The sequence below is a fragment of the Ideonella sp. B508-1 genome (genome assembly GCF_000333615.1).
Lineage (GTDB): Bacteria > Pseudomonadota > Gammaproteobacteria > Burkholderiales > Burkholderiaceae_C > Ideonella.
The window spans coordinates 1-18536 of record NZ_BADL01000271.1 but is presented as its reverse complement, the minus strand read 5'-3'; the positions used below and the strand labels follow the sequence as shown (position 1 = coordinate 18536).

The 18536-nt window shown below is 69.6% G+C and carries 14 protein-coding genes and 1 pseudogene; 3 read left to right on the top strand and 12 right to left on the bottom strand.

The genetic code is table 11. From position 1 onward, the window contains the following. Positions 1 to 149: 149 nt before the first annotated feature. Positions 150 to 1538 (top strand): sigma-54-dependent Fis family transcriptional regulator, encoded by a 1389-nt coding sequence (locus I73_RS11390; RefSeq protein ID WP_022980728.1) that lies wholly within the window; start codon positions 150 to 152, stop codon positions 1536 to 1538. A 161-nt stretch (positions 1539 to 1699) separates the two neighbouring features. Then, a complete protein-coding gene (locus I73_RS11385) occupies positions 1700 to 2398 on the top strand; it encodes a fumarylacetoacetate hydrolase family protein (protein WP_022980727.1) in 699 nt (232 codons plus the stop codon). A gap of 60 nt (positions 2399 to 2458) precedes the next feature. Here I73_RS11385 and I73_RS11380 read toward each other — a convergent pair whose 3' ends face one another. From I73_RS11380 to chvE, 11 genes are all read right to left on the bottom strand, one after another. Further along, complete coding sequence (locus I73_RS11380) at positions 2459 to 3646, bottom strand: serine hydrolase (RefSeq protein WP_022980726.1); 1188 nt, start codon at positions 3644 to 3646, stop codon at positions 2459 to 2461. A gap of 20 nt (positions 3647 to 3666) precedes the next feature. Beyond that, a complete protein-coding gene (locus I73_RS11375) occupies positions 3667 to 5292 on the bottom strand; it encodes an NAD(P)/FAD-dependent oxidoreductase (protein ID WP_022980725.1) in 1626 nt (541 codons plus the stop codon). A 223-nt stretch (positions 5293 to 5515) separates the two neighbouring features. Next, entirely contained in the window at positions 5516 to 7528 is a 2013-nt protein-coding gene (locus tag I73_RS11370; RefSeq protein WP_022980724.1) for a sigma-54-dependent Fis family transcriptional regulator, read from the bottom strand. Positions 7529 to 7656: 128 nt separating this feature from the next. After that, positions 7657 to 8808, bottom strand: coding sequence for a galactonate dehydratase (gene dgoD, locus I73_RS11365; RefSeq protein WP_022980723.1), 1152 nt, complete (start codon positions 8806 to 8808; stop codon positions 7657 to 7659). 33 nt (positions 8809 to 8841) lie between these two features. Beyond that, positions 8842 to 9477: a 2-dehydro-3-deoxy-6-phosphogalactonate aldolase gene (locus I73_RS11360; RefSeq protein WP_022980722.1), complete on the bottom strand. Its 636-nt coding sequence runs from the start codon at positions 9475 to 9477 to the stop codon at positions 8842 to 8844. A 45-nt stretch (positions 9478 to 9522) separates the two neighbouring features. Further along, complete coding sequence (locus tag I73_RS11355) at positions 9523 to 10473, bottom strand: 2-dehydro-3-deoxygalactonokinase (RefSeq protein ID WP_022980721.1); 951 nt, start codon at positions 10471 to 10473, stop codon at positions 9523 to 9525. Positions 10474 to 10489: 16 nt separating this feature from the next. Beyond that, a complete protein-coding gene (locus tag I73_RS11350) occupies positions 10490 to 11428 on the bottom strand; it encodes a dihydrodipicolinate synthase family protein (RefSeq protein ID WP_022980720.1) in 939 nt (312 codons plus the stop codon). Between the two features lie 11 nt (positions 11429 to 11439). Next, entirely contained in the window at positions 11440 to 13173 is a 1734-nt protein-coding gene (locus tag I73_RS11345; RefSeq protein ID WP_022980719.1) for an IlvD/Edd family dehydratase, read from the bottom strand. 23 nt (positions 13174 to 13196) lie between these two features. Beyond that, positions 13197 to 14390, bottom strand: coding sequence for a multiple monosaccharide ABC transporter permease (gene mmsB / locus I73_RS27450; protein ID WP_022980718.1), 1194 nt, complete (start codon positions 14388 to 14390; stop codon positions 13197 to 13199). Then, positions 14387 to 15901, bottom strand: a complete 1515-nt coding sequence (mmsA, locus tag I73_RS11335; RefSeq protein ID WP_304607945.1) for a multiple monosaccharide ABC transporter ATP-binding protein — start codon at positions 15899 to 15901, stop codon at positions 14387 to 14389. Before mmsA ends, mmsB begins: the two co-directional genes overlap by 4 nt. Positions 15902 to 15988: 87 nt before the next feature. Then, positions 15989 to 17050: a multiple monosaccharide ABC transporter substrate-binding protein gene (gene chvE / locus I73_RS11330; protein WP_022980716.1), complete on the bottom strand. Its 1062-nt coding sequence runs from the start codon at positions 17048 to 17050 to the stop codon at positions 15989 to 15991. A gap of 175 nt (positions 17051 to 17225) precedes the next feature. Here chvE and I73_RS27445 point away from each other — a divergent pair. Then, a pseudogene (locus tag I73_RS27445) lies at positions 17226 to 18199 on the top strand (LysR family transcriptional regulator). Positions 18200 to 18214: 15 nt separating this feature from the next. Here I73_RS27445 and I73_RS11320 read toward each other — a convergent pair. Beyond that, positions 18215 to 18536 (bottom strand): SDR family NAD(P)-dependent oxidoreductase (locus I73_RS11320; protein ID WP_022980715.1); only part of this gene is annotated, 322 nt, incomplete at its 5' end.

The following is an 18536-nucleotide window of genomic DNA, read 5'->3' as shown; positions in this document are numbered from 1 at the left end:
TGCCCGGCGCGTCACCCTCTGCAAGTGCTTGTTTTGAATGGTTTTTGCTTGCCGATGCTGGCAAGCGACTGTGCAGCCCGCTGTCCAGTACGGCAGTTGTGTCATAGTGACTGGCAGTCGTTGTCAGTGTCTTGGCAGTGGCTCCCGCCATGCGCACCGATCCGCCTGTTCCGCTCCCCGCCCCCCGCCTCGACGTGCCGGCCGAGCTGGTGTCCTTCATCGAGGGCCTGCCCGAGCCCCACATCCTGTTCGACCGGCAGTACCGCATCGTGGCGGCCAATGCGGCCTACCGGGCGGCCTTCGCCCCGCGGGGCACGGTGATCGGGCGCACCTGCTACGAGGTGTCCCACCACTTCAGCGTGCCCTGCGACCAGGCTGGCGAGAGCTGTCCGCTGGCCCTGTCGCGCCGCAGCGGCCAGCGCGAGCGGGTGCTGCACCTGCACCACACGCCGCGGGGCGAGGCCTACGTCAACATCGAGCTGGTGCCGCTGCGCGACGCCCAGGGCGAGCCGGCCTTCTTCATCGAGAAGATGGAGGCGCTGCCGCTGGCGCGGGCCCAGCCGGCCCGCCAGGGCCTGATCGGCAGCGCGCCGGCCTTCCGCGACATGCTGGGCCTGGTGGCGCGCGTCGCCCCCTCGGAAGCCAGCGTGCTGCTGCTGGGCGAATCGGGCACCGGCAAGGAGCTGGTGGCCCGCGCGGTGCACGAGGCCAGCGCCCGCGCCAACAAGCCCTGGGTGGTGGTGGATTGCGCCAGCCTGCCCGAGAGCCTGTTCGAGAGCGAGCTCTTCGGCCACGAGAAAGGGGCCTTCACCGGGGCCCACATGGCCCATGTGGGCCTGGTGGAGGCGGCCAGCGGCGGCACCCTGTTCCTGGACGAGGTGGGCGACATCCCGCTGGCCATGCAGGTCAAGCTGCTGCGCCTGCTGGAGAGCGGCACCTACCGCCGGGTGGGCAGCACCGAGCTGCGCCACGCCGATGTGCGCCTGGTCAGCGCCACCCACCGCGACCTGGGCGCCATGGTGGCCCAGGGCCGTTTCCGAGAAGACCTCTACTACCGGCTCTGCACCTTTCCCATCGCCCTGCCGCCGCTGCGCGAGCGCCTGGGCGACCTGCCGTTGCTGGCCAGCGCCCTGCTGGAGCGCCTGACCCCCGGCCGGCCGCTGAGCCTGGACGCCGGGGCGGTGCGGCAGCTGGCCCGTCACCCCTTCCCGGGCAATGTGCGCGAGCTGCGCAATGTGCTGGAGCGGGCGGTGCTGCTGACCGACGGCGACCACATCACCGCCGAGACGGTGGACCGGGCGCTGTCGGTGGGCCTGCTGCGGCGGTCGGCCCCCACGCTGCCGCCGGGGCCCGTCGCCCAGCCCGCGCCACCGAGCCAGGGCGCGTCGCTGCGCCAGACCGAAGCCCAGGCCCTGCGCGCCGCGTTGCAGGCCCATCAGGGCAGCCGCGAGGCCCTGGCCGCCGCCCTGGGCATCAGTGTGCGCACCCTTTACCGCAAGCTGCGGGCGCTGGACGAAGACGGATCTTCCGCGGGCTGAGCGTCCGCCACCGCCACCGCCGCGGCCACCCTGCGGCGCTTCGGGACTTCCCCGCAGCCGACAGGCCGCGGACGGCCGGCGCGGCTATCCTCGCGGTGCCGGGCCGATGGGCGTCCCGGCGTCCCGTTGGGCTTTCCCTGGCCACCGCAGAAGACACACACATGCCATCCCTGATCTTCCCCGCACCCGCTCCCGTCGTTGCCCCCATCCAGGGCAGCGAGCAGGGCTTCCCGATCCGCCGCATCTTCTGTGTCGGCCGCAATTACGAGGCCCATGCCAAGGAGATGGGCTCGGTGGCCGACCGCGAGGCGCCGTTCTATTTCAACAAGACTTCCGAGCACTACGTGCCCAGCGGCAGCACCGTGCCCTATGCCCCCGGCACCAAGAACCTGCACCACGAGATGGAGCTGGTCGTGGCCATCGGCACGGCCGGCTTCCGCATCGCCGAGGGCGAGGCGCTCAAGCACGTCTACGGCTACGCCTGCGGCCTGGACATGACCCGGCGCGACCTGCAGAACGCCGCCAAGGACAAGCAGCGCCCCTGGGACCTGGGCAAGGATTTCGAGCACGGCGCCGTGCTCTCGCCCATCGCGCCGGCCAGCGCCATCGGCCACCCGGTCAGCGCCGCCATCGAACTGCGGGTCAACGGCCAGACCAAGCAGTCCTCCAACATCGACCAGATGGTGCACCCGGTGGCGGCCATCATCGCCCACCTGTCGCAGTACTACCACCTGCAGCCGGGCGACCTGATCTACACCGGCACGCCCGAGGGCGTGGGCGCGGTGGTGGCCGGCGATGTGCTGGAAGGCTCGATCGCCGGTGTGGGCACCATCGCGCTGACGATCGGCCCGGCCGAGTGAGCGCCTGATTGCTGGAGGGCGAGGGCGGCCCCGGCACGCGGCCGGAGCCGCCACGCGCCTTCAGCGGTGGTGGTAGACCGTGGTCTCGAACTCCACGAAGCCCGGGTAGGACACCGCGTCCTGGAAGGGCAGGATCTGGGTGGCCCAGTAGCCGCCGATGCCCGTCGTGCGGTCGATCCAGAAGTAGCTGTTGGCCAGCCCGGCCCACATCAGCGAGCCCGGCGTGCGGCCCGAAGGCGTGCGTTCCCGGTTCACCAGGAAGCTGTAGCCCCAGCCCTTGGGCGTGCCAGGGAAGAAGTCCCCGCTGTTGGACAGCGCGGGGATCGAGGTGCTCCAGCCGCCCACCGACAGGCCCAGCGCGCGCAGCCCGTCCACCGACATCGCATCCACCGTTTCCGCCTTCAGCACGCGGCCGTGCGGGCCCAGGCCGCCGTTGAGGATCATGCGGATGAACTTCATGTACTCGCCGACGGTGGCATAGAGGCCGTGGCCGCCCATGTCCATCGGCGGCGGGTCGGGCAGCACGAAGTCGCTCAGCGGCGTGAGCTGGCCGCTGGCCGCGCGGTCATGGATCACCGCGCGCCGCGTCTTCATCGACGGGCTCATCTGGAAGCCGATGTCGACCATGCCCAGCGGCTCGAACAAGCGCTGGCGCATCACCTCGCCCAGGCGCGCGCCGCGCAGCCGCTCGACGATGCGCCCGAGCCAGTCGATGTTGACGCCATAGGTCCAGGCGGCGCCCGGCTCGTGCAGCAGCACCGTGCGGATCGACTCGAAGCTGCTGGAGACGATGGTCGGGATGTCGCGCGCGGTGCGGAACTTCAGGTCGTCCTCGCTGAAGAACTCGTAGCACAGGCCCGAGGTGTGCAGCAGCAGGTCGTTGACCGTGATGCGCCGCTTGGGCGGGCGCAGGCGCGGCTGGCCGCCGGCATCGAAGCCCTCGAGCACCTGCAGGGCGTCGATCTCCGGCACATGGTCGCCGGCGGCGTCGGCCAGGTTCAGCCGGCCTTCCTCGATCAGTTGCAGGGCCAGCGTCGCGGTCATCGCCTTGGTGGTCGAGAAGATCGCGAACACCGTGTCCAGCGTCATCGGGGCGGCCTGGCCCAGCTCGCGCACGCCGGCGGCGCCGGCATAGATCTCGGTCAGGCGGTCGGTGACCATTGCGACGACGCCGGGCACGCCGCCGTGGCGGTGCACGGTCTGGTGCAACAGCCCGTCCAGGGCGGTCTGGAGTGTGTGGTGGGTCATGGTGGAAGGTCTCCTTGCGCTCAGCGCATCGCGAAGCCGGGGTAGCCCTGGGCGGCCTGCTCGTCGCACTGGCGGTGGTAGTTGCCCACGCCGCCGATGTAAGACAGCAGCCGGCGCGGCTTGCCCTCGACGTTGGAGCCCATGTACCAGGAGTCGGTCTTGACCACCAGGGTCTGGTTGGCAGTCTCGTCGTGATGGGCCACCCACGCATCCTCGAATTCCCGCGTCGGCTCGATCACGGTCTTGCCCTGCGCGCGGGCATAGGCGATGCAGTCGGTCACCCAGTCCACCTGGGCCTGCAGGCAGGTCGTCATGTTGCACAGCGCGGCGGTAGGGGCCAGTGGCGACGCGGTGCTGAACAGGTTGGGATAGCCGTGGATCTGCATGCCCATCGCGGTGCGGATCTCGCGCTGCCATTCCTCCTTCAGCGAGCGGCCGCCGCGCCCGCGGATGTCCACCCGCGTCAGCGCGCCGGAGCCGGCGTCGAAGCCCACGGCCATGATGATGACGTCGAAGGGATGGACCGTGCCGTCGGCGGTCTGGATGCCCTCGGGCACGATGCGTTCGATCGGCGTCTGGCGGCAGTTCACCGTGTGCACGTTGTCCTGCAGATAGGCCTCCAGGTAGCCGTTCTCCAGCGGCACGCGGTGGGTGCCGAAGCCGTAGTCGGTCGGGATCAGCAACTCGCACAGCGCCGGGTCGTGTTGCAGGCGGTCGCGCATCTTGCGGCGCACGAACTCGGAGACCACCTCGCTGACCGCCTCGTCGAAGAACATCTCCGGGAAGGACGACAGCCACAGCGACAGCGAGCCGTCGTCCCACAGCCGTTCCAGCACGGCCTCGCGCTCGGCCGGCGTCAGCGTGTCCCAGGGCGGTGCGTCGAAGTCGTAGTCGAAGCCGGCGAAGGTGCTGCGCACGCGCTGCTTGAGTTCATGGAAGCGCTCGCCCCAGCCTGCCCAGTCCGCCGCGCTGTACTTGGGGTTGCGCATCGGGATGATGTACTGCGGCGTGCGCACGAAGACCGTCATCTCGCCGACCTCGCCCTTGATGGTCTGGATCACCTGGATGCCGGTGGCACCGGTGCCGATGACGGCCACGCGCTTGCCCTTCAGGTCCACGCCTTCCTGGGGCCACAACGCCGTGTGCAGGATCTGGCCCTGGAAGCTGGATTGACCCGGGAAGCGGTCGGTCAGCGGGGCCGAGAGCATGCCCATGCAGCACACCAGGTACTGCGCGTCGATGCGCTCGCCCTGGCGGGTGGTGAGGTCCCAGCGCTGGGTGGCCTCGTTGAAATGCGCGCTGTCGATGCGGGTGTCGAACTGGATGTCCTTCTTCAAGTCCATGCGGTCGGCCACCCAGTTGAGCCAGCGCTCGGTCTCGGGCTGGGCCGGGAAGCGCTCGCTGGGCTGCCAGGCCTTGTACATGGCCTCGTCGAACCAGTACTGGTAGATCTCGGCCTGCGAGTCGAAGCGCGCACCGGGGTAGCGGTTCCAGTACCAGGTGCCGCCGACACCGGAGCCGGTCTCGTAGGCGCGCACGTTCAGGCCCATCTCGCGCAGGCGGTGCAGCTGGTACAGGCCGGCCACGCCGGCGCCGATCACGGCGGCGTCCAGGCGGGTCACGGGAAGGTCGCGGGGTGCATTCATGGCGGTCTCCTTCAAGTCCTCTGGGGGATGGTGGAAGCCGGTGGCCTGCGGCCCCGGCGGATCCCTCCAGCGCAAGCCCCGGGCCAACATGAGTGGCGGGGTTTTCCTGGGGCGGACTGGTCGAAAACGGCGCAGAAGCGGGCGCCAGAGGACGTTGGAGACAGCGGGTGGACGGCGGGTGTCCGGACAGGCTGTCCCGGGGGCGGGACAGCCTCCCCCGACCTCAGGACAGGTGCGATCCGTCGTCGCCGCCCAGCACCTCGGCCTGCTGGATGCCCAGCTCGGCGAACTTGCGGTAGAGCGTGGAGCGGGCCAGGCCCAGCGCATGAGCCACCTGGCTGACGTTGCGGTACTTGCGCAGCATGCCGACGATGAGCTGGCGCTCATAGTCCCGCACCGCGGCCATACCATCGGGCGCAGGCTGCGGCAAGTCGGGCGCCGGCGGTGCCGCAGGCGGAGGTGCCTGGGTGAGCTCGGGCGGCAGGCAGTCGAGGTCGATGGTGTCGCCGGCGCACAGCAGCGCGGTCTCGATCGCGTTGCGCACCTCGCGGGCGTTGCCCGGCCAGGCGTAGCGGCGCAGGGCGTCCATCGCGGCCGGCGTGAAACGCACGCTCTGCAGGCCATGCTTGCGCCGCATCAGCTCGGCGAACTGCTCGACCAGCAGGGCGATGTCGTCCGGCCGCTCGCGCAGGGGCGGGATGCAGCGCTGCGCCACCTTGAGCCGGTAGTACAGGTCGCGCCGGAAGCGGCCCTCGGCGATCAGCTGGTTCAGGTCGCGGTGGGTGGCCGCGATGATGCGGCAGCGGGCCCGGCGGGGCTCGCAGGAGCCCACGCGCTGGAAGCTGCCGTCCTCCAGCACGCGCAGCAGTGCGGCCTGCATGGCCGGCGGCAGCTCGCCCACCTCGTCGAGGAAGAGCGTGCCGTCCAGGGCCGATTCGAAGTAGCCGGCGCGGCCACGCGGGTCGGCCCCCGAGAAGGCGCCCTTCACATAGCCGAAGAAGGTGCTCTCCATCAGGTGCTCGCTGATCGCGCCGCAGTTGATGGCCAGGTAGGGTTGCTGGCGCCGCGGGCTGCAGGCATGCACATGGCGGGCCAGCAGCTCCTTGCCGGTGCCGGTCTCGCCGGTGATCAGCAGGTTCACGTCCGCCTCGGCCAGGCGTCGCAGCTCCTCCAGCATGCGCTGGGTGGCCGGATCGCAGGAGACGAAGTCGCCAAAGCGGGTGACCGGCCGCTCGGGGCCGGCTGCCGGCAGGGGGGCCGGCCAGGCTGGGCGCGCCTCGGACCGGAAGACCTTCTGGTAGCCCGCCGGCTTGGCCAGCAGCAGCACCGTGCCGATGGGCGCGCCGGTGCTGGGCGCGGTCACGGCGAGGCGGTCGCACACCAGCTCGCGCACCGCCGCGGCCTCGGCCGGCCAGCGCTCGGCCAGCTGGCGGCAGCGTTCGCTGGGCGTGTGGGCCACCGGTCGCCCGGCCTGGTCCACGGCCAGCAGGTCGTCGTGCGGATAGTGGCGGCTGGCATCGCTGAAGGCGGTCAGCAGCAGCCGGCGCTCCAGTTCGCGGTGCAGCGCCATGCGGGCCTGGATGGAGTTGGCCACCGAGACGGTCAGGCCCAGCGCCTGGTCGCGGAAGTCGGCGTCGATGGTGGTGAAGTCCACGATGCCCAGCACCGTGTGGCCATCGGCATCGAAGATCGGGGTGGCCGCGCAGGACCAGCTGTGCCAGCCTTCGCAGAAATGCTCGGCCGCCAGCACATGCACCGGCCGCCCCTTGGACAGCGCGGTACCCACGCCATTGGTGCCGGCGGTCAGCTCGTTCCACTGCGAGCCCTCGACGATGCCCGAGTGGGTGGCCGCCCGCTCGCGCACCACCGGGTCGCCGGTGATGTGCAGCACGGTGCCGGTGCGCTCGGCCAGGATCATGATGCCCGGCACATCGACCAGGAAGTTGCTCACCTCCCGCACGATGGGCACCGAGGTTTCCAGCAGCAGCTGCTCGGCCTCCTGCCGGCGGCGGAACTCCTCGCTGCTCAGCAGGCGGCCGCGGGTCATCGCCACATCCACGCCCAGCGCGGTGCAGCGCTGCCACTCGCCCAGCAGCAGCTCGTGGTAGGTGGTGCGCCGCTCCTCGAGGTCGAGCACGCCGGCATGGAAGCGCTCCCACAGGCTGCGCACGCCGCGCAGGTCCTTCTGGAAGCCCACATAGGGACTGGCATGGGGCGGACTGGCATCGGGCCTCATCGCGAGCCCTCCTTTCTGTCTCCAAGCCGGATTGGAGCCGAGGGCTTGCGCCGGATCAAGCCGGCCCGCACCCTGATGCCGTGGACGGTGCTGTCCCAGAAATCGGACAGCCTGCCGGCGTCAGGGCCTCACCATTCGGCGAAGCTGCCGTCCGCGTGGCGCCAGACCGGGTTGCGCCAGCGGTGGCCCACGGCGGCGCGCTCGCGCACATAGTCCTCGTTCACCTCGATGCCCAGGCCCGGTGCCTGCGGGATGGCGACCATGCCGTCCCGGTAGTCGAAGACCTCGCGGTTGTGCACATAGTCCAGCAGGTCGTTGGACGCGTTGTAATGGATGCCCAGGCTCTGCTCCTGGATGAAGGCGTTGTAGCAGATGCCGTCCAGCTGCAGGTTGGCGGCCAGCGCGATGGGGCCCAGCGGGCAGTGCAGCGCCAGCGCCACGTCGTAGGCCTCGGCCATCGCGGCGATCTTGCGGGTCTCGGTGATGCCCCCGGCGTGCGAGGGGTCGGGCTGGATGATGTCCACATAGCCCTCGCTGAGCACGCGCTTGAAGTCCCAGCGCGAGTACAGGCGCTCGCCCAGGGCGAGGGGCGTGCCATCGGCCACATGGGCCAGCTCGCGCAGCGCCTCGTGGTGCTCGGACAGCACCGGCTCCTCGACGAACATCAGCTTGTAGGGCGCCAGCTCCTTGAGCAGCACCTTGGCCATGGGTTTGTGCACGCGGCCATGGAAGTCCACACCGATGCCCACGTGCGGGCCCACGGCCTCGCGCACCGCGGCGACGTTCTCCAGGCAGCGTTCCACCTTGGCGTGGCTGTCCACGTACTGCAGCTCCTCGGTGCCGTTCATCTTGACCGCGGTGAAGCCGCGCGCCACCGCGCTGCGCGCGGCCGCGGCGGTGTCGGCCGGGCGGTCGCCACCGATCCAGCTGTAGACGCGGATGCGATCGCGCACCGGCCCGCCCAGCATCTGCGCGACCGACAGGCCGGCGTCCTTGCCCTTGATGTCCCACAGGGCCTGGTCGATGCCGGCCAGCGCGCTCATGTGGATGCCGCCGCCGCGGTAGAAGGCCCCGCGGTAGAGCACGGTCCAGAGGTCCTCGATGTGGCGCGGGTCGCGGCCCACCAGCGCGTCGGCCATCTCCTCGACCATGGCCGCCACCGCATGCGCGCGGCCTTCCAGCACGGGCTCGCCCCAGCCCACCAGGCCGGCGTCGGTCTCGATCTTCAGAAAGCACCAGCGCGGCGGGACGATGAAGGTGGTGAGCCGGGTGATCTTCATGGGGGTGGGGGCGAGTCTTGTGGGAAGGGCGCGTCAGTGCGTGGCGGCCTGCCAGGCCTGCACGAAGGCGAGGGCCTGCAGCCCGACGCGGGTGGCGTCGTCGCCCGGGCGGTAGAGCGCCGAGCCCAGGCCGAAGCCGCTGGCGCCGGCCTGCACATAGGCGCCCAGGTTGTCGGGCGTGATGCCGCCCACCGGCAGGATGGCGATGGGCGGGCGCAGCACCGCGCGCCAGGCCTTGAGCGTGTGCGGGCCCAGGCTTTCAGCGGGGAACATCTTCAGCACGTCGGCACCGGCGGCCAGCGCGGCGAAGGCCTCGGTGGGCGTGGCCACGCCGGGCGCACAGGCCAGGCCGGCGGCCTTGGCCGCGCGGATCACCGCGGCGTCGCTGTGGGGCATCACGACCACGCGGCCACCGACGGCGGCGATGGCGGCGCAGTCGGCCGGGTCCAGCACGGTGCCGGCGCCGACCACGCAGTCCTCGGGCAGCGCGCGGCTGAGCGCAGCGATGCTGTCCAGCGGCTGCGGCGAGTTCAACGGCACCTCCAGCGCGCGAAAGCCCGCGTCGTAGAGCGCCAGGCCGATGGGCACGGCGCTGGCCGGGTCCAGGCCGCGCAGGATGGCGATCAGGCCGCAGTGCTGCAGCGCCGTGTTCAGAGCGTGGGCGGACATGGGGGTTCCAGGCAAAGGAGGGGGCAGAGGGGGCGGGGCCGGGGCTCAGGGCCTGACCAGGCCGGCACGGCAGGCCAGTCGCCACAGGCCGGCGGCGGTGGCCTGGGGCAGCTGCTCAGCGTGGCCCAGGCCCACCTGGCGCAGCGCCAGGGCATAGCGTTCGCACAGCGTGTCGCTGCCGCACAGCACCAGGCGCGGCGGTGGGGCGTCGGCAGGCAGGAAGCCGGCCCGCAGGCCGGCCAGCTCGTGGCCGACCAGGAGGCCGGAGAGGTAGTCGGATTGCGCGTGGCGCGCCAGCGCGCCGGTCAGGAACAGGCTGCGCATGCTGAAGGCGTTGGACAGCAGGCCCAGGCGGCCGGCGGGTTGGCGCGCCACCGCCAGGCCGCGCTCGAAGGCGCCAGCGTTGAAGGCCCCGGCCTCGCCGGCGGCGGGCAGCGTGCGGCCCAGCAGCGTGTGCTCACGCAGCGCGGCGAAGATCTCGCCCGTCATGAAGCTGCAGAAGCGCTGCGTCACGCCGTGCTGCACCCACACCCATTTGCTGTGCGTGCCGGGCAGGCCGATGAGCAGGGACGCATCGCCGGCGCCCAGGGTCTGCAGCACGCCCAGCACCTGGGTTTCCTCGCCGCGCATCACCTCGGGCAGGGCGCCGCGCTGGATCAGGCCCGGCACCAGATGCACCGGCCGCCCGCCCGGGCCGCTGACCGTGCGCAGGCCGCCGGCCAGCGCGGCCTCGCCGCCGTCCAGTTCGGCATAGGGCACCTCGGCCCAGCCCTGGGCGCTGCCCACCATGCCGCAGGCCAGCACCGGTGCGTCCGGCCAGGCGGCCAGCCAGTCGCCGCACAGGTCCTCCAGCGCCTGGGCAAAGCCGCCTCGCGGCAGGTGCATCAGGCCGTGGGCCGAGTGGCGGCTCTCCAGCACCTCGCCCTGGCCATCGCAGGCATGGGCACGCAGCGCGCTGGTGCCCCAGTCCAGGCCCAGCAGGCGGATCTCGCGCATCGGTCGGTGGCTCCGTTCAGCGCGCCCAGCGCAGCACCAGCGGGTCCAGGCGGCGGGCGGTCTCGAGGAGGCCGCGGCGCGTGTCCGGATGCAGTTCGGGCCAGGGGTGGCGGCCGGCGTCGCAGGCGATCACGCCGCCTTCCCGCATCAGCACCTTGGCCGCCAGCAGGCCGGTCTGGCGGTTCTCGTAGTTGATCAGCGGCAGCCAGGTCTGGTAGAGCGCGAAGGCCAGTTCGCGCTCGCCGCGGGCGTGGGCCTCCAGGATGGGGCGGATGCCGTCGGGATAGGCGCCGCCGGTCATCGCGCCGGTAGCCCCGGCCTCCAGGTCGGGGAACAGGGTGATGGCCTCCTCGCCGTCCCAGGGGCCTTCGATGGCGTCGCCACCCAGCGCGATCAGCTCGCGCAGCTTGGAGGCGGCGCCCGCGGTCTCGATCTTGAAGTAGCTGACCTGTTCGATTTCGCGCGCCATGCGGGCCAGCAGCGCGGCCGACAGCACGGTGCCGCTGGCCGGCGCGTCCTGGATCATGATGGGGATGTCGATGGCATCCGACACCCGCGCATAGAACTCCTGGATGCGGGCCTCGGGCACGCGGAAGGTGGCGCCGTGGTAGGGCGGCATGATCATCACCATGGCCGCGCCCATCGCCTGGGCCGCGCGGCTGCGCTGGGCGCAGACCGCGGTGGAGAAGTGCGAGGTGGTCACGATCACCGGCACGCGGCCGGCCACATGCTCCAGCATCGTGCGGGTGAGGATGTCACGCTCGGCATCGGACAGCGCGAACTGCTCCGAGAAGTTCGCCAGGATGCACAGGCCGTGCGAGCCGGCGTCGATCATGAAGTCCACGCAGCGCTTCTGGCTGGCCAGGTCCAGCTCGCCGCTGGCGGTGAAGGTGGTGGGCACGACCGGGAACACGCCCTGGTAGCGCGGCGTGGGGCGGGTGGGGGTTGGGGGCATGGTGTGCGGCCTCAGTGGGAGTGGCTGGGCACGGCGGCACCACGGCAGCCGACCAGGAAGTCGAAGTCGCAGCCCTCGTCGGCCTGCATCACATGGTCGACATAGAGCTGCCGGTAGCCGCCGCCCTGGGTCTTCCCGGCCGGGGCCAGCGCGGCCATGCGCGCGGCCAGCTCCTGCTCGCTGATGTCCAGGTGCAGGCGGCCGGTCTCGCAGTCCAGCTCGATCCAGTCGCCGTCACGCACCGCGGCCAGCGGGCCGCCGGCGGCCGCCTCGGGCGCCACATGCAGCACCACGGTGCCGTAGGCGGTGCCGCTCATGCGGGCGTCGGAGATGCGCACCATGTCCTTGATGCCCTGCCTGAGCAGCTTGGGCGGCAGGCCCATGTTGCCGACCTCGGCCATGCCGGGGTAGCCCTTGGGGCCGCAGTTCTTCATCACCAGGACCGAGTCCGCATCCACCTCCAGCGCCTCGTCGTTGATGCGCTCCTTGTAGTGCGCGAAGTTCTCGAACACCACGGCGCGGCCACGGTGCTGGAGCAGGTGGGGCGAGGCCGCCGAGGGCTTGAGCACCGCGCCGCGCGGGGCCAGGTTGCCGCGCAGCACGCGGATGCCGCCGTCCTGCACCAGCGGCTTGTCCAGCGGGCGGATCACCTCGGGGTCGTAGTTGGGCGCGTCGTGGACGTTCTCCCACAGCGTCTTGCCGTTCACGGTCAGCGCGTCGGGGTGCGGCAGCAGGCCGCCTTCGCCCAGGCGGCGCAGCACCGCGGGCAGGCCGCCGGCGTAATAGAACTCCTCCATCAGGAAGCGGCCCGAGGGCAGCAGGTCCACGATGGTGGGCGTGCCGCGGCCGAGGCGGGTCCAGTCCTCCAGCGCCAGGTCCACGCCGATGCGCCCGGCGATGGCCTTGAGGTGGATCACCGCGTTGGTGGAGCCGCCGATGGCGGCATTGGTGCGGATGGCGTTCTCGAAGGCCTGGCGGGTGAGGATCTTGGACAGGCAGAGGCCCTCGTGCGCCATCTCGACGATGCGGATGCCCGACATGTGGGCCAGCACGTAGCGGCGCGCGTCCACCGCCGGGATGGCGGCGTTGTGCGGCAGCGAGGTGCCCAGGGCCTCGGCCATGCAGGCCATGGTGGAGGCCGTGCCCATGGTGTTGCAGGTGCCGGCCGAACGGCTCATGCCGCCCTCGGCCGCCAGGAACTGGTGCATGTTGATCTCGCCGGCCTTCAGCGATTCATGCAGCTGCCAGACGGCGGTGCCGGAGCCGATGTTGCGGCCCTCCAGCTTGCCGTTGAGCATGGGGCCGCCGGTGACGACGATGGCCGGGATGTCGCAGCTGGCCGCGCCCATCAGCAGCGCGGGCGTGGTCTTGTCGCAGCCCACCAGCAGCACCACCGCATCCACCGGATTGCCGCGGATGGCTTCCTCGACGTCCATGGCGGCGAGGTTGCGCGTCAGCATGGCGGTGGGGCGCAGGTTGGACTCACCGTTGGAAAACACCGGAAACTCGACCGGGAACCCCCCGGCCTCCAGCACGCCACGCTTCACATGCTCGGCAATCTTCTGGAAATGGGCATTGCAGGGCGTCAGTTCCGACCAGGTGTTGCAAATGCCGATGATGGGTCGGCCATCAAATTCGTGGTCCGGAATGCCCTGGTTCTTCATCCAGCTCCGGTACATGAATCCATTCTTGTCTGCCGTCCCGAACCATTCGGTCGAGCGCAGTTTCTTGGGCTTGTCTGCCATGTTCCTATTCCTCGCCGCAGCCTTCAGCCGCGGTTCTTGTGATAAACGTCGACGAACACCGCGGCCAGCAGGACCAGGCCCTTGATGACCTGCTGGTAATCAATCCCGATGCCCATGATGGACATGCCGTTGTTCATCACGCCCATGATCAGCGCGCCGATCACCGCGCCGGCCACCTTGCCGACGCCGCCGGAGGCGGAGGCCCCGCCGATGAAGCAGGCCGCGATCACGTCCAGCTCGAAGCCCAGGCCGGCCTTGGGGGTGGCGGTGTTGAGCCGGGCCGCGAAGATCAGGCCGGCCAGGCCGGCCAGTGCGCCCATGTTGGCGAAGGCCGCGAAGGTCAGGCGCTGGGTGTTGACGCCCGACAGGCGGGTGGCCTTCTCGTTGCCGCCCAGTGCGTAGATGCGCCGACCCACCGTGGTCTGCGTGGTCACGAACTGGTAGAGCACGATCAGCGCGGCCATCAGCACCAGCACATTGGGCAGGCCCTTGTAGGTGGACAGCAGCCAGCCCACGTAGAGCATGGCCGCCGCGAAGGCGCCGGTGCGCACCGCGAAGAAGGCCACGGGCTCGGTGTCCATGCCCTGGGCCTGCTGCTTGATGCGCTTGCGCCATTCGGTGGCCACCAGCAGGGCGGCCACGGCGGTGGCCAGCCCCAGCGACAGCAGGCGCAGCGATTCGCCGCCCAGCGGGTCCGGCAGGAAGCCCGAGCTGATCCTCTGGAACATCGACGGGAAGGGCCCCACCGACTGGCCCTGCAGCAGCGCCAGGGTCAGGCCCTTGAACACCAGCATGCCGCCCAGCGTGACGATGAAGGAGGGGATGCGCGCGTAGGCGACGAACCAGCCCTGCATGGCGCCGATCAGCGCGCCGGCCAGCACGCACAGCAGCACGGTGGGCACGAAGTGCCACCCGAAGTGCACCATCAGCACCGCGGCCAGCGCGCCGATGAAGCCGCACACCGAGCCCACCGACAGGTCGATGTGGCCGGCCACGATGACCAGCAGCATGCCCAGGGCCATCACCACGATGTAGCTGTTCTGCAGCACCAGGTTGGTGAGGTTCAGCGGCTCCAGCAGAATCCCGTCGGTGAGCCACTGGAACAGGCCCATGATGAAGACCAGCGACAGCAGCATCGCGTAGTCTCGGATATTGCTGACCAGGAAATTGAAGGCGGGTATCCGGCCTTTGGCAGCGGGGATTGTTTTGGTCGTCATTTTTCGCCGTTGTTCACGATTGCGCGCATGATGCGTTCCTGGCTTGCTTCGGCAGCGGGCAATTCCGCGACCAGGGCGCCTTCGTTCATCACGTAGATGCGGTCGCACATGCCCAGCAGTTCCGGCAGCTCGGAGGAAATCATCAGGATTCCCTCGCCCTGCTGGGCCAGCTGGTCGATGATGGTGTAGATCTCGAATTTCGCGCCCACGTCGATGCCGCGGGTCGGCTCGTCCAGAATCAGCAGACGGGGTTGAGTGAACAGCCATTTGCTGAGCACCACCTTCTGCTGGTTGCCGCCCGAGAGCTGGCCCACCGCCTGGCGCACGCTGGCGCAGCGGATGCGCATCGCGCGGCGGTAGTCGTCGGCCACCGCGAACTCGGCCGCGCCATCGATCACGCCGCCCGAGGACACGCCTTCCAGATGGGCCAGGCTGATGTTCTTGAAGATCTCGTCGTTGAGCACCAGGCCCGCGCCCTTGCGGTCTTCGGTGACGTAGGCGATGCCGCTCTGCACCGCGCGCTGCACCGTGGACACGTCCACCGGCTGGCCGTCCATCAGGACCTGGCCGGAGATGCGCCGGCCGTAGGAGCGGCCGAAGATGCTCATCGCCAGCTCGGTGCGGCCGGCGCCCATCAGGCCCGCGATGCCCACGATCTCGCCGCGGCGCACCGTCAGGTTCACGCCCTTGATGACCTGGCGCTCCACGTACTGCTCATGGTGCACGCGCCAGTCGCGCACCTCGAAGATCACGTCGCCGATGCGCGGCTCGCGCACCGGATAGCGGTGGGACATGTCGCGGCCCACCATGCCGCGGATGATGCGGTCGTCGCTGACCGGCTCGCCGCGGCAGTCCAGCGTCTCGATGACGCTGCCATCGCGGATCACGGTGATCGCGTCGGCCACGCGGGTGATCTCGTTGAGCTTGTGCGAGATCAGGATGCTGGCCACGCCCTCGCGCTGGAGGTCCAGCAGCAGGTCCAGCAGTGCGGCGCTGTCCTTCTCGTTGAGGCTGGCCGTGGGCTCGTCCAGGATCAGCAGGCGCACCTTCTTGGCCAGGGCCTTGGCAATCTCCACCAGTTGCTGCTTGCCCACGCCCATCTTGCCGACCTGCGTGGCCGGGTGCTCCGACAGGCCCACCCGCTGCAGCAGCTCGCGGGCGCGTTCGTGCGCCTGGGCCCAGTCGATCACGCCGCCGCGGCTGATCTCGTTGCCGAGAAACAGGTTCTCGGTGATGGACAGCGTGGGCACCAGGGCCAGTTCCTGGTGGATGATGATGATGCCGCGCGCCTCGCTGTCGCGGATGTCCGCGAAGGCCTGGCGCTGGCCATCGAAGAAGATGTCGCCTTCGTAGCTGTCGTGCGGGTAGACCCCGCTGAGGATTTTCATCAGCGTCGACTTGCCTGCGCCGTTCTCGCCGACGATCGCGTGGATCTCGGCGGGCTGCACGGTCAGGTGGACGTCGCTGAGCGCTTTGACACCAGGGAATCCCTTGGTGATGCCGCGCATCATGAGAATGGGCTCGCTCACGGGGCCTTCCCTTTGGGTATCGCTGAGGGCGGGCGGCCGTGATGTCCACGGCCGGCCCGTCTGGCCCGCTTACTTCAGCTGGGCTTCCTTGTAGTAGCCGCTGTCGACCAGGACGGTCTTCCAGTTGCTGGCGTCGACGCTGATCGGCTTGAGCAGGTAGGAGGGCACGATCTTGGCGCCGTTGTTGTAGGTCTTGGTGTCGTTGACCGTGGGCTGCTTGCCCGAGAGCAGGGCGTCGATCATGGCCACCGTCACGCTGGCCAGCTGCCGCGTGTCCTTGAACACGGTGGAGTACTGCTCGCCGCGCAGGATGGACTTGACGGAGGGGATCTCGGCGTCCTGGCCGCTGACCACCGGGCAGGGCTGCTGGCTGCTGCAATAGCCCACGCCCTTGAGCGAGGACAGGATGCCGATGGACAGGCCGTCATACGGCGAGAGCACCGCATGCAGCTTGTCCTTGCCGTAGTAGGCGGACAGCAGGTTGTCCATGCGGGCCTGGGCCACGGCACCGTCCCAGCGCAGCGTGCCGATCTTGTCCATGCCCATCTGCTTGCTGCGCACCACCAGCTTGCCGCTGTCGATGTAGGGCTTCAACACCGACATCGCGCCGTTGTAGAAGAAGAAGGCGTTGTTGTCGTCCGGCGAGCCGCCGAACAGCTCGATGTTGAAGGGGCCCTTGCCTTGCTTGAGCCCCAGCTTGTTGACGATGGAGTCGGCCTGCAGCACGCCCACCTGGAAGTTGTCGAAGGTGGCGTAGTAGTCGACGTTCTTGCTGCCGCGGATCAGGCGGTCGTAGGCGATCACCTTCACGCCCTGATCGGCGGCCTTCTGCAGCACGTCCGACAGCGTGGTGCCGTCGATGGCGGCGATCACCAGCACCTTGGGGTGCTTGTTGAGCATGTTCTCAATCTGCGCGAGCTGATTGGGAATGTCGTCCTCGGCGTACTGCAGGTCGGCGCTGTAGCCCTTTTCCTTGAGGTTGCGCACCATGTTGTCGCCATCGGCGATCCAGCGCGAGGAGGACTTGGTGGGCATGGACACCGCCACCAGGCCCTTGCTTTGGGCGAGGACGCTGCCACCGAACAGCAACGCGGCGGCGCAGACCAGCGCCTTGACGAAGGGTCGTCTCATTCTTTGTCTCCTGAAAATTCACAAGCGGCCCTTCGCGCTGCCGCAGCACAGGCACAGGCGCGTTGCTTTTCGAATCGCTGCGGGGGGTCGCATTCAGTCTAATTCCGTATTTGCTATCAATGTGATGAAATCTAATTCGCTTTTGATATCTTTTCTTGGATAGGCGTTAACCCGTATGTCGACAAACTCCCAATGGTTCATCCGGGGGCGGCTCAAGACCCGTCAGCTGCTCTTGCTGGTGGCGCTGGCGGACGAGGGCAACATCCACCGCGCGGCCGAGCTGCTCAACATGACGCAGCCGGCGGCGTCCAAGCTGCTGAAGGATCTGGAGGATGTGCTGGCCGTGCGCCTGTTCGAGCGCATGCCGCGCGGCATGCGTCCGACCTGGTATGGCGAGAGCCTGATACGCCATGCGCGCATGGTGATCAACAGCCTGGAGCAGGCCCATGGCGAGATCGAGGCCCTCAAGGAGGGGCGCTTCGGCCAGGTGCGGGTGGGCTCCATCATGACGCCCGGCCTGACCGTGATGCCGGCGGCGATCGCGCAGGCCAAGGGCGAGCACAGCAGCCTGCGCATCTCGCTGGAGATCGAAACCAGCCCGGTGCTGCTGGAGCGCCTGAGCCAGGGGCAGCTGGACATGGCGGTGGCGCGCCTGGGGGCCGAGCATGACCAGCAGCTGTTCCGCTACGAGCGCCTCAGCGAGGAGCCCATCTGCGCGATGGTGCGTGGCGGTCACGCGCTGCTGCGCCGGCAGCAGCTGAGCCTGGAGGACGTGGCCGATGTGGGCTGGATCACGCCGCCTGCGGGCAGCGTGCTGCGCCACCGCTTCGACCTGATGTTCCAGGAGGCCAGCCTGGCGCCGCCCACCAACATCGTGGAGACGGCGGCGCTGCTGTTCATCACCAAGATGCTGCAGCAGAGCGACATGGTGGCGCTGGTGCCCGTCGAGGTGGCCCGCTACTACGCGGCCCACGGCATGGTGGCCCTGCTGCCGCTGACGCTGCCCTGTCGCATGGATGCCTTCGCATCATCACCCGGCGCGACCAGCTGCTGTCGCCGGGGGCCAAGGTGATGATGCGGGCGCTCAAGTCGGCCTGCCTCGGCGCCTATGGCGAGGCAGGCCATCTGGACTGGCGCGAGGACGCCTGAGCGCCCCCCGCGGGCTCAGGTCCAGCCGGCGTCGACCTTGAACTCCTGCGCGGTGCACATGGACGACTCGTCCGCCGCGAGGAACAGCACCATGGCGGCAATGTCGTGCGGGATCAGCTTGTCCGGCAGGCACTGGTTGCGGCGGATCTCGTCCTCGCCCGCATCGTCCATCCACAGCGTCAGCTGGCGCTCTGTCATCACCCAGCCCGGCGACACCGTGTTGATGCGGATGCCGTGCTCGCCCAGCGGCTTGGCCAGCCCGCGGGTCAGGCCGTTCACCGAGGACTTGGCGATCGCGTAGCAGGGGTAGCCGCCGCTCTTGCTTTGCCAGCCGGTG

Bases quoted from the DNA above. Each gene is read 5' to 3' on its own strand.
- I73_RS11355 (WP_022980721.1), bottom strand. From the start codon at position 10,473: ATGCGCGAGATCCGCCTGCTGGGCCTGGACTGGGGCACCAGCGCGCTG.
- I73_RS11370 (WP_022980724.1), bottom strand. From the start codon at position 7,528: ATGAGGCCCGATGCCAGTCCGCCCCATGCCAGTCCCTATGTGGGCTTC.
- I73_RS11385 (WP_022980727.1), top strand. From the start codon at position 1,700: ATGCCATCCCTGATCTTCCCCGCACCCGCTCCCGTCGTTGCCCCCATC.
- dgoD (WP_022980723.1), bottom strand. From the start codon at position 8,808: ATGAAGATCACCCGGCTCACCACCTTCATCGTCCCGCCGCGCTGGTGC.
- mmsA (WP_304607945.1), bottom strand. From the start codon at position 15,901: ATGATGCGCGGCATCACCAAGGGATTCCCTGGTGTCAAAGCGCTCAGC.
- I73_RS11390 (WP_022980728.1), top strand. From the start codon at position 150: ATGCGCACCGATCCGCCTGTTCCGCTCCCCGCCCCCCGCCTCGACGTG.
- I73_RS11380 (WP_022980726.1), bottom strand. From the start codon at position 3,646: ATGACCCACCACACACTCCAGACCGCCCTGGACGGGCTGTTGCACCAG.
- chvE (WP_022980716.1), bottom strand. From the start codon at position 17,050: ATGAGACGACCCTTCGTCAAGGCGCTGGTCTGCGCCGCCGCGTTGCTG.
- I73_RS11360 (WP_022980722.1), bottom strand. From the start codon at position 9,477: ATGTCCGCCCACGCTCTGAACACGGCGCTGCAGCACTGCGGCCTGATC.
- mmsB (WP_022980718.1), bottom strand. From the start codon at position 14,390: ATGACGACCAAAACAATCCCCGCTGCCAAAGGCCGGATACCCGCCTTC.
- I73_RS11375 (WP_022980725.1), bottom strand. From the start codon at position 5,292: ATGAATGCACCCCGCGACCTTCCCGTGACCCGCCTGGACGCCGCCGTG.
- I73_RS11350 (WP_022980720.1), bottom strand. From the start codon at position 11,428: ATGCCCCCAACCCCCACCCGCCCCACGCCGCGCTACCAGGGCGTGTTC.
- I73_RS11345 (WP_022980719.1), bottom strand. From the start codon at position 13,173: ATGGCAGACAAGCCCAAGAAACTGCGCTCGACCGAATGGTTCGGGACG.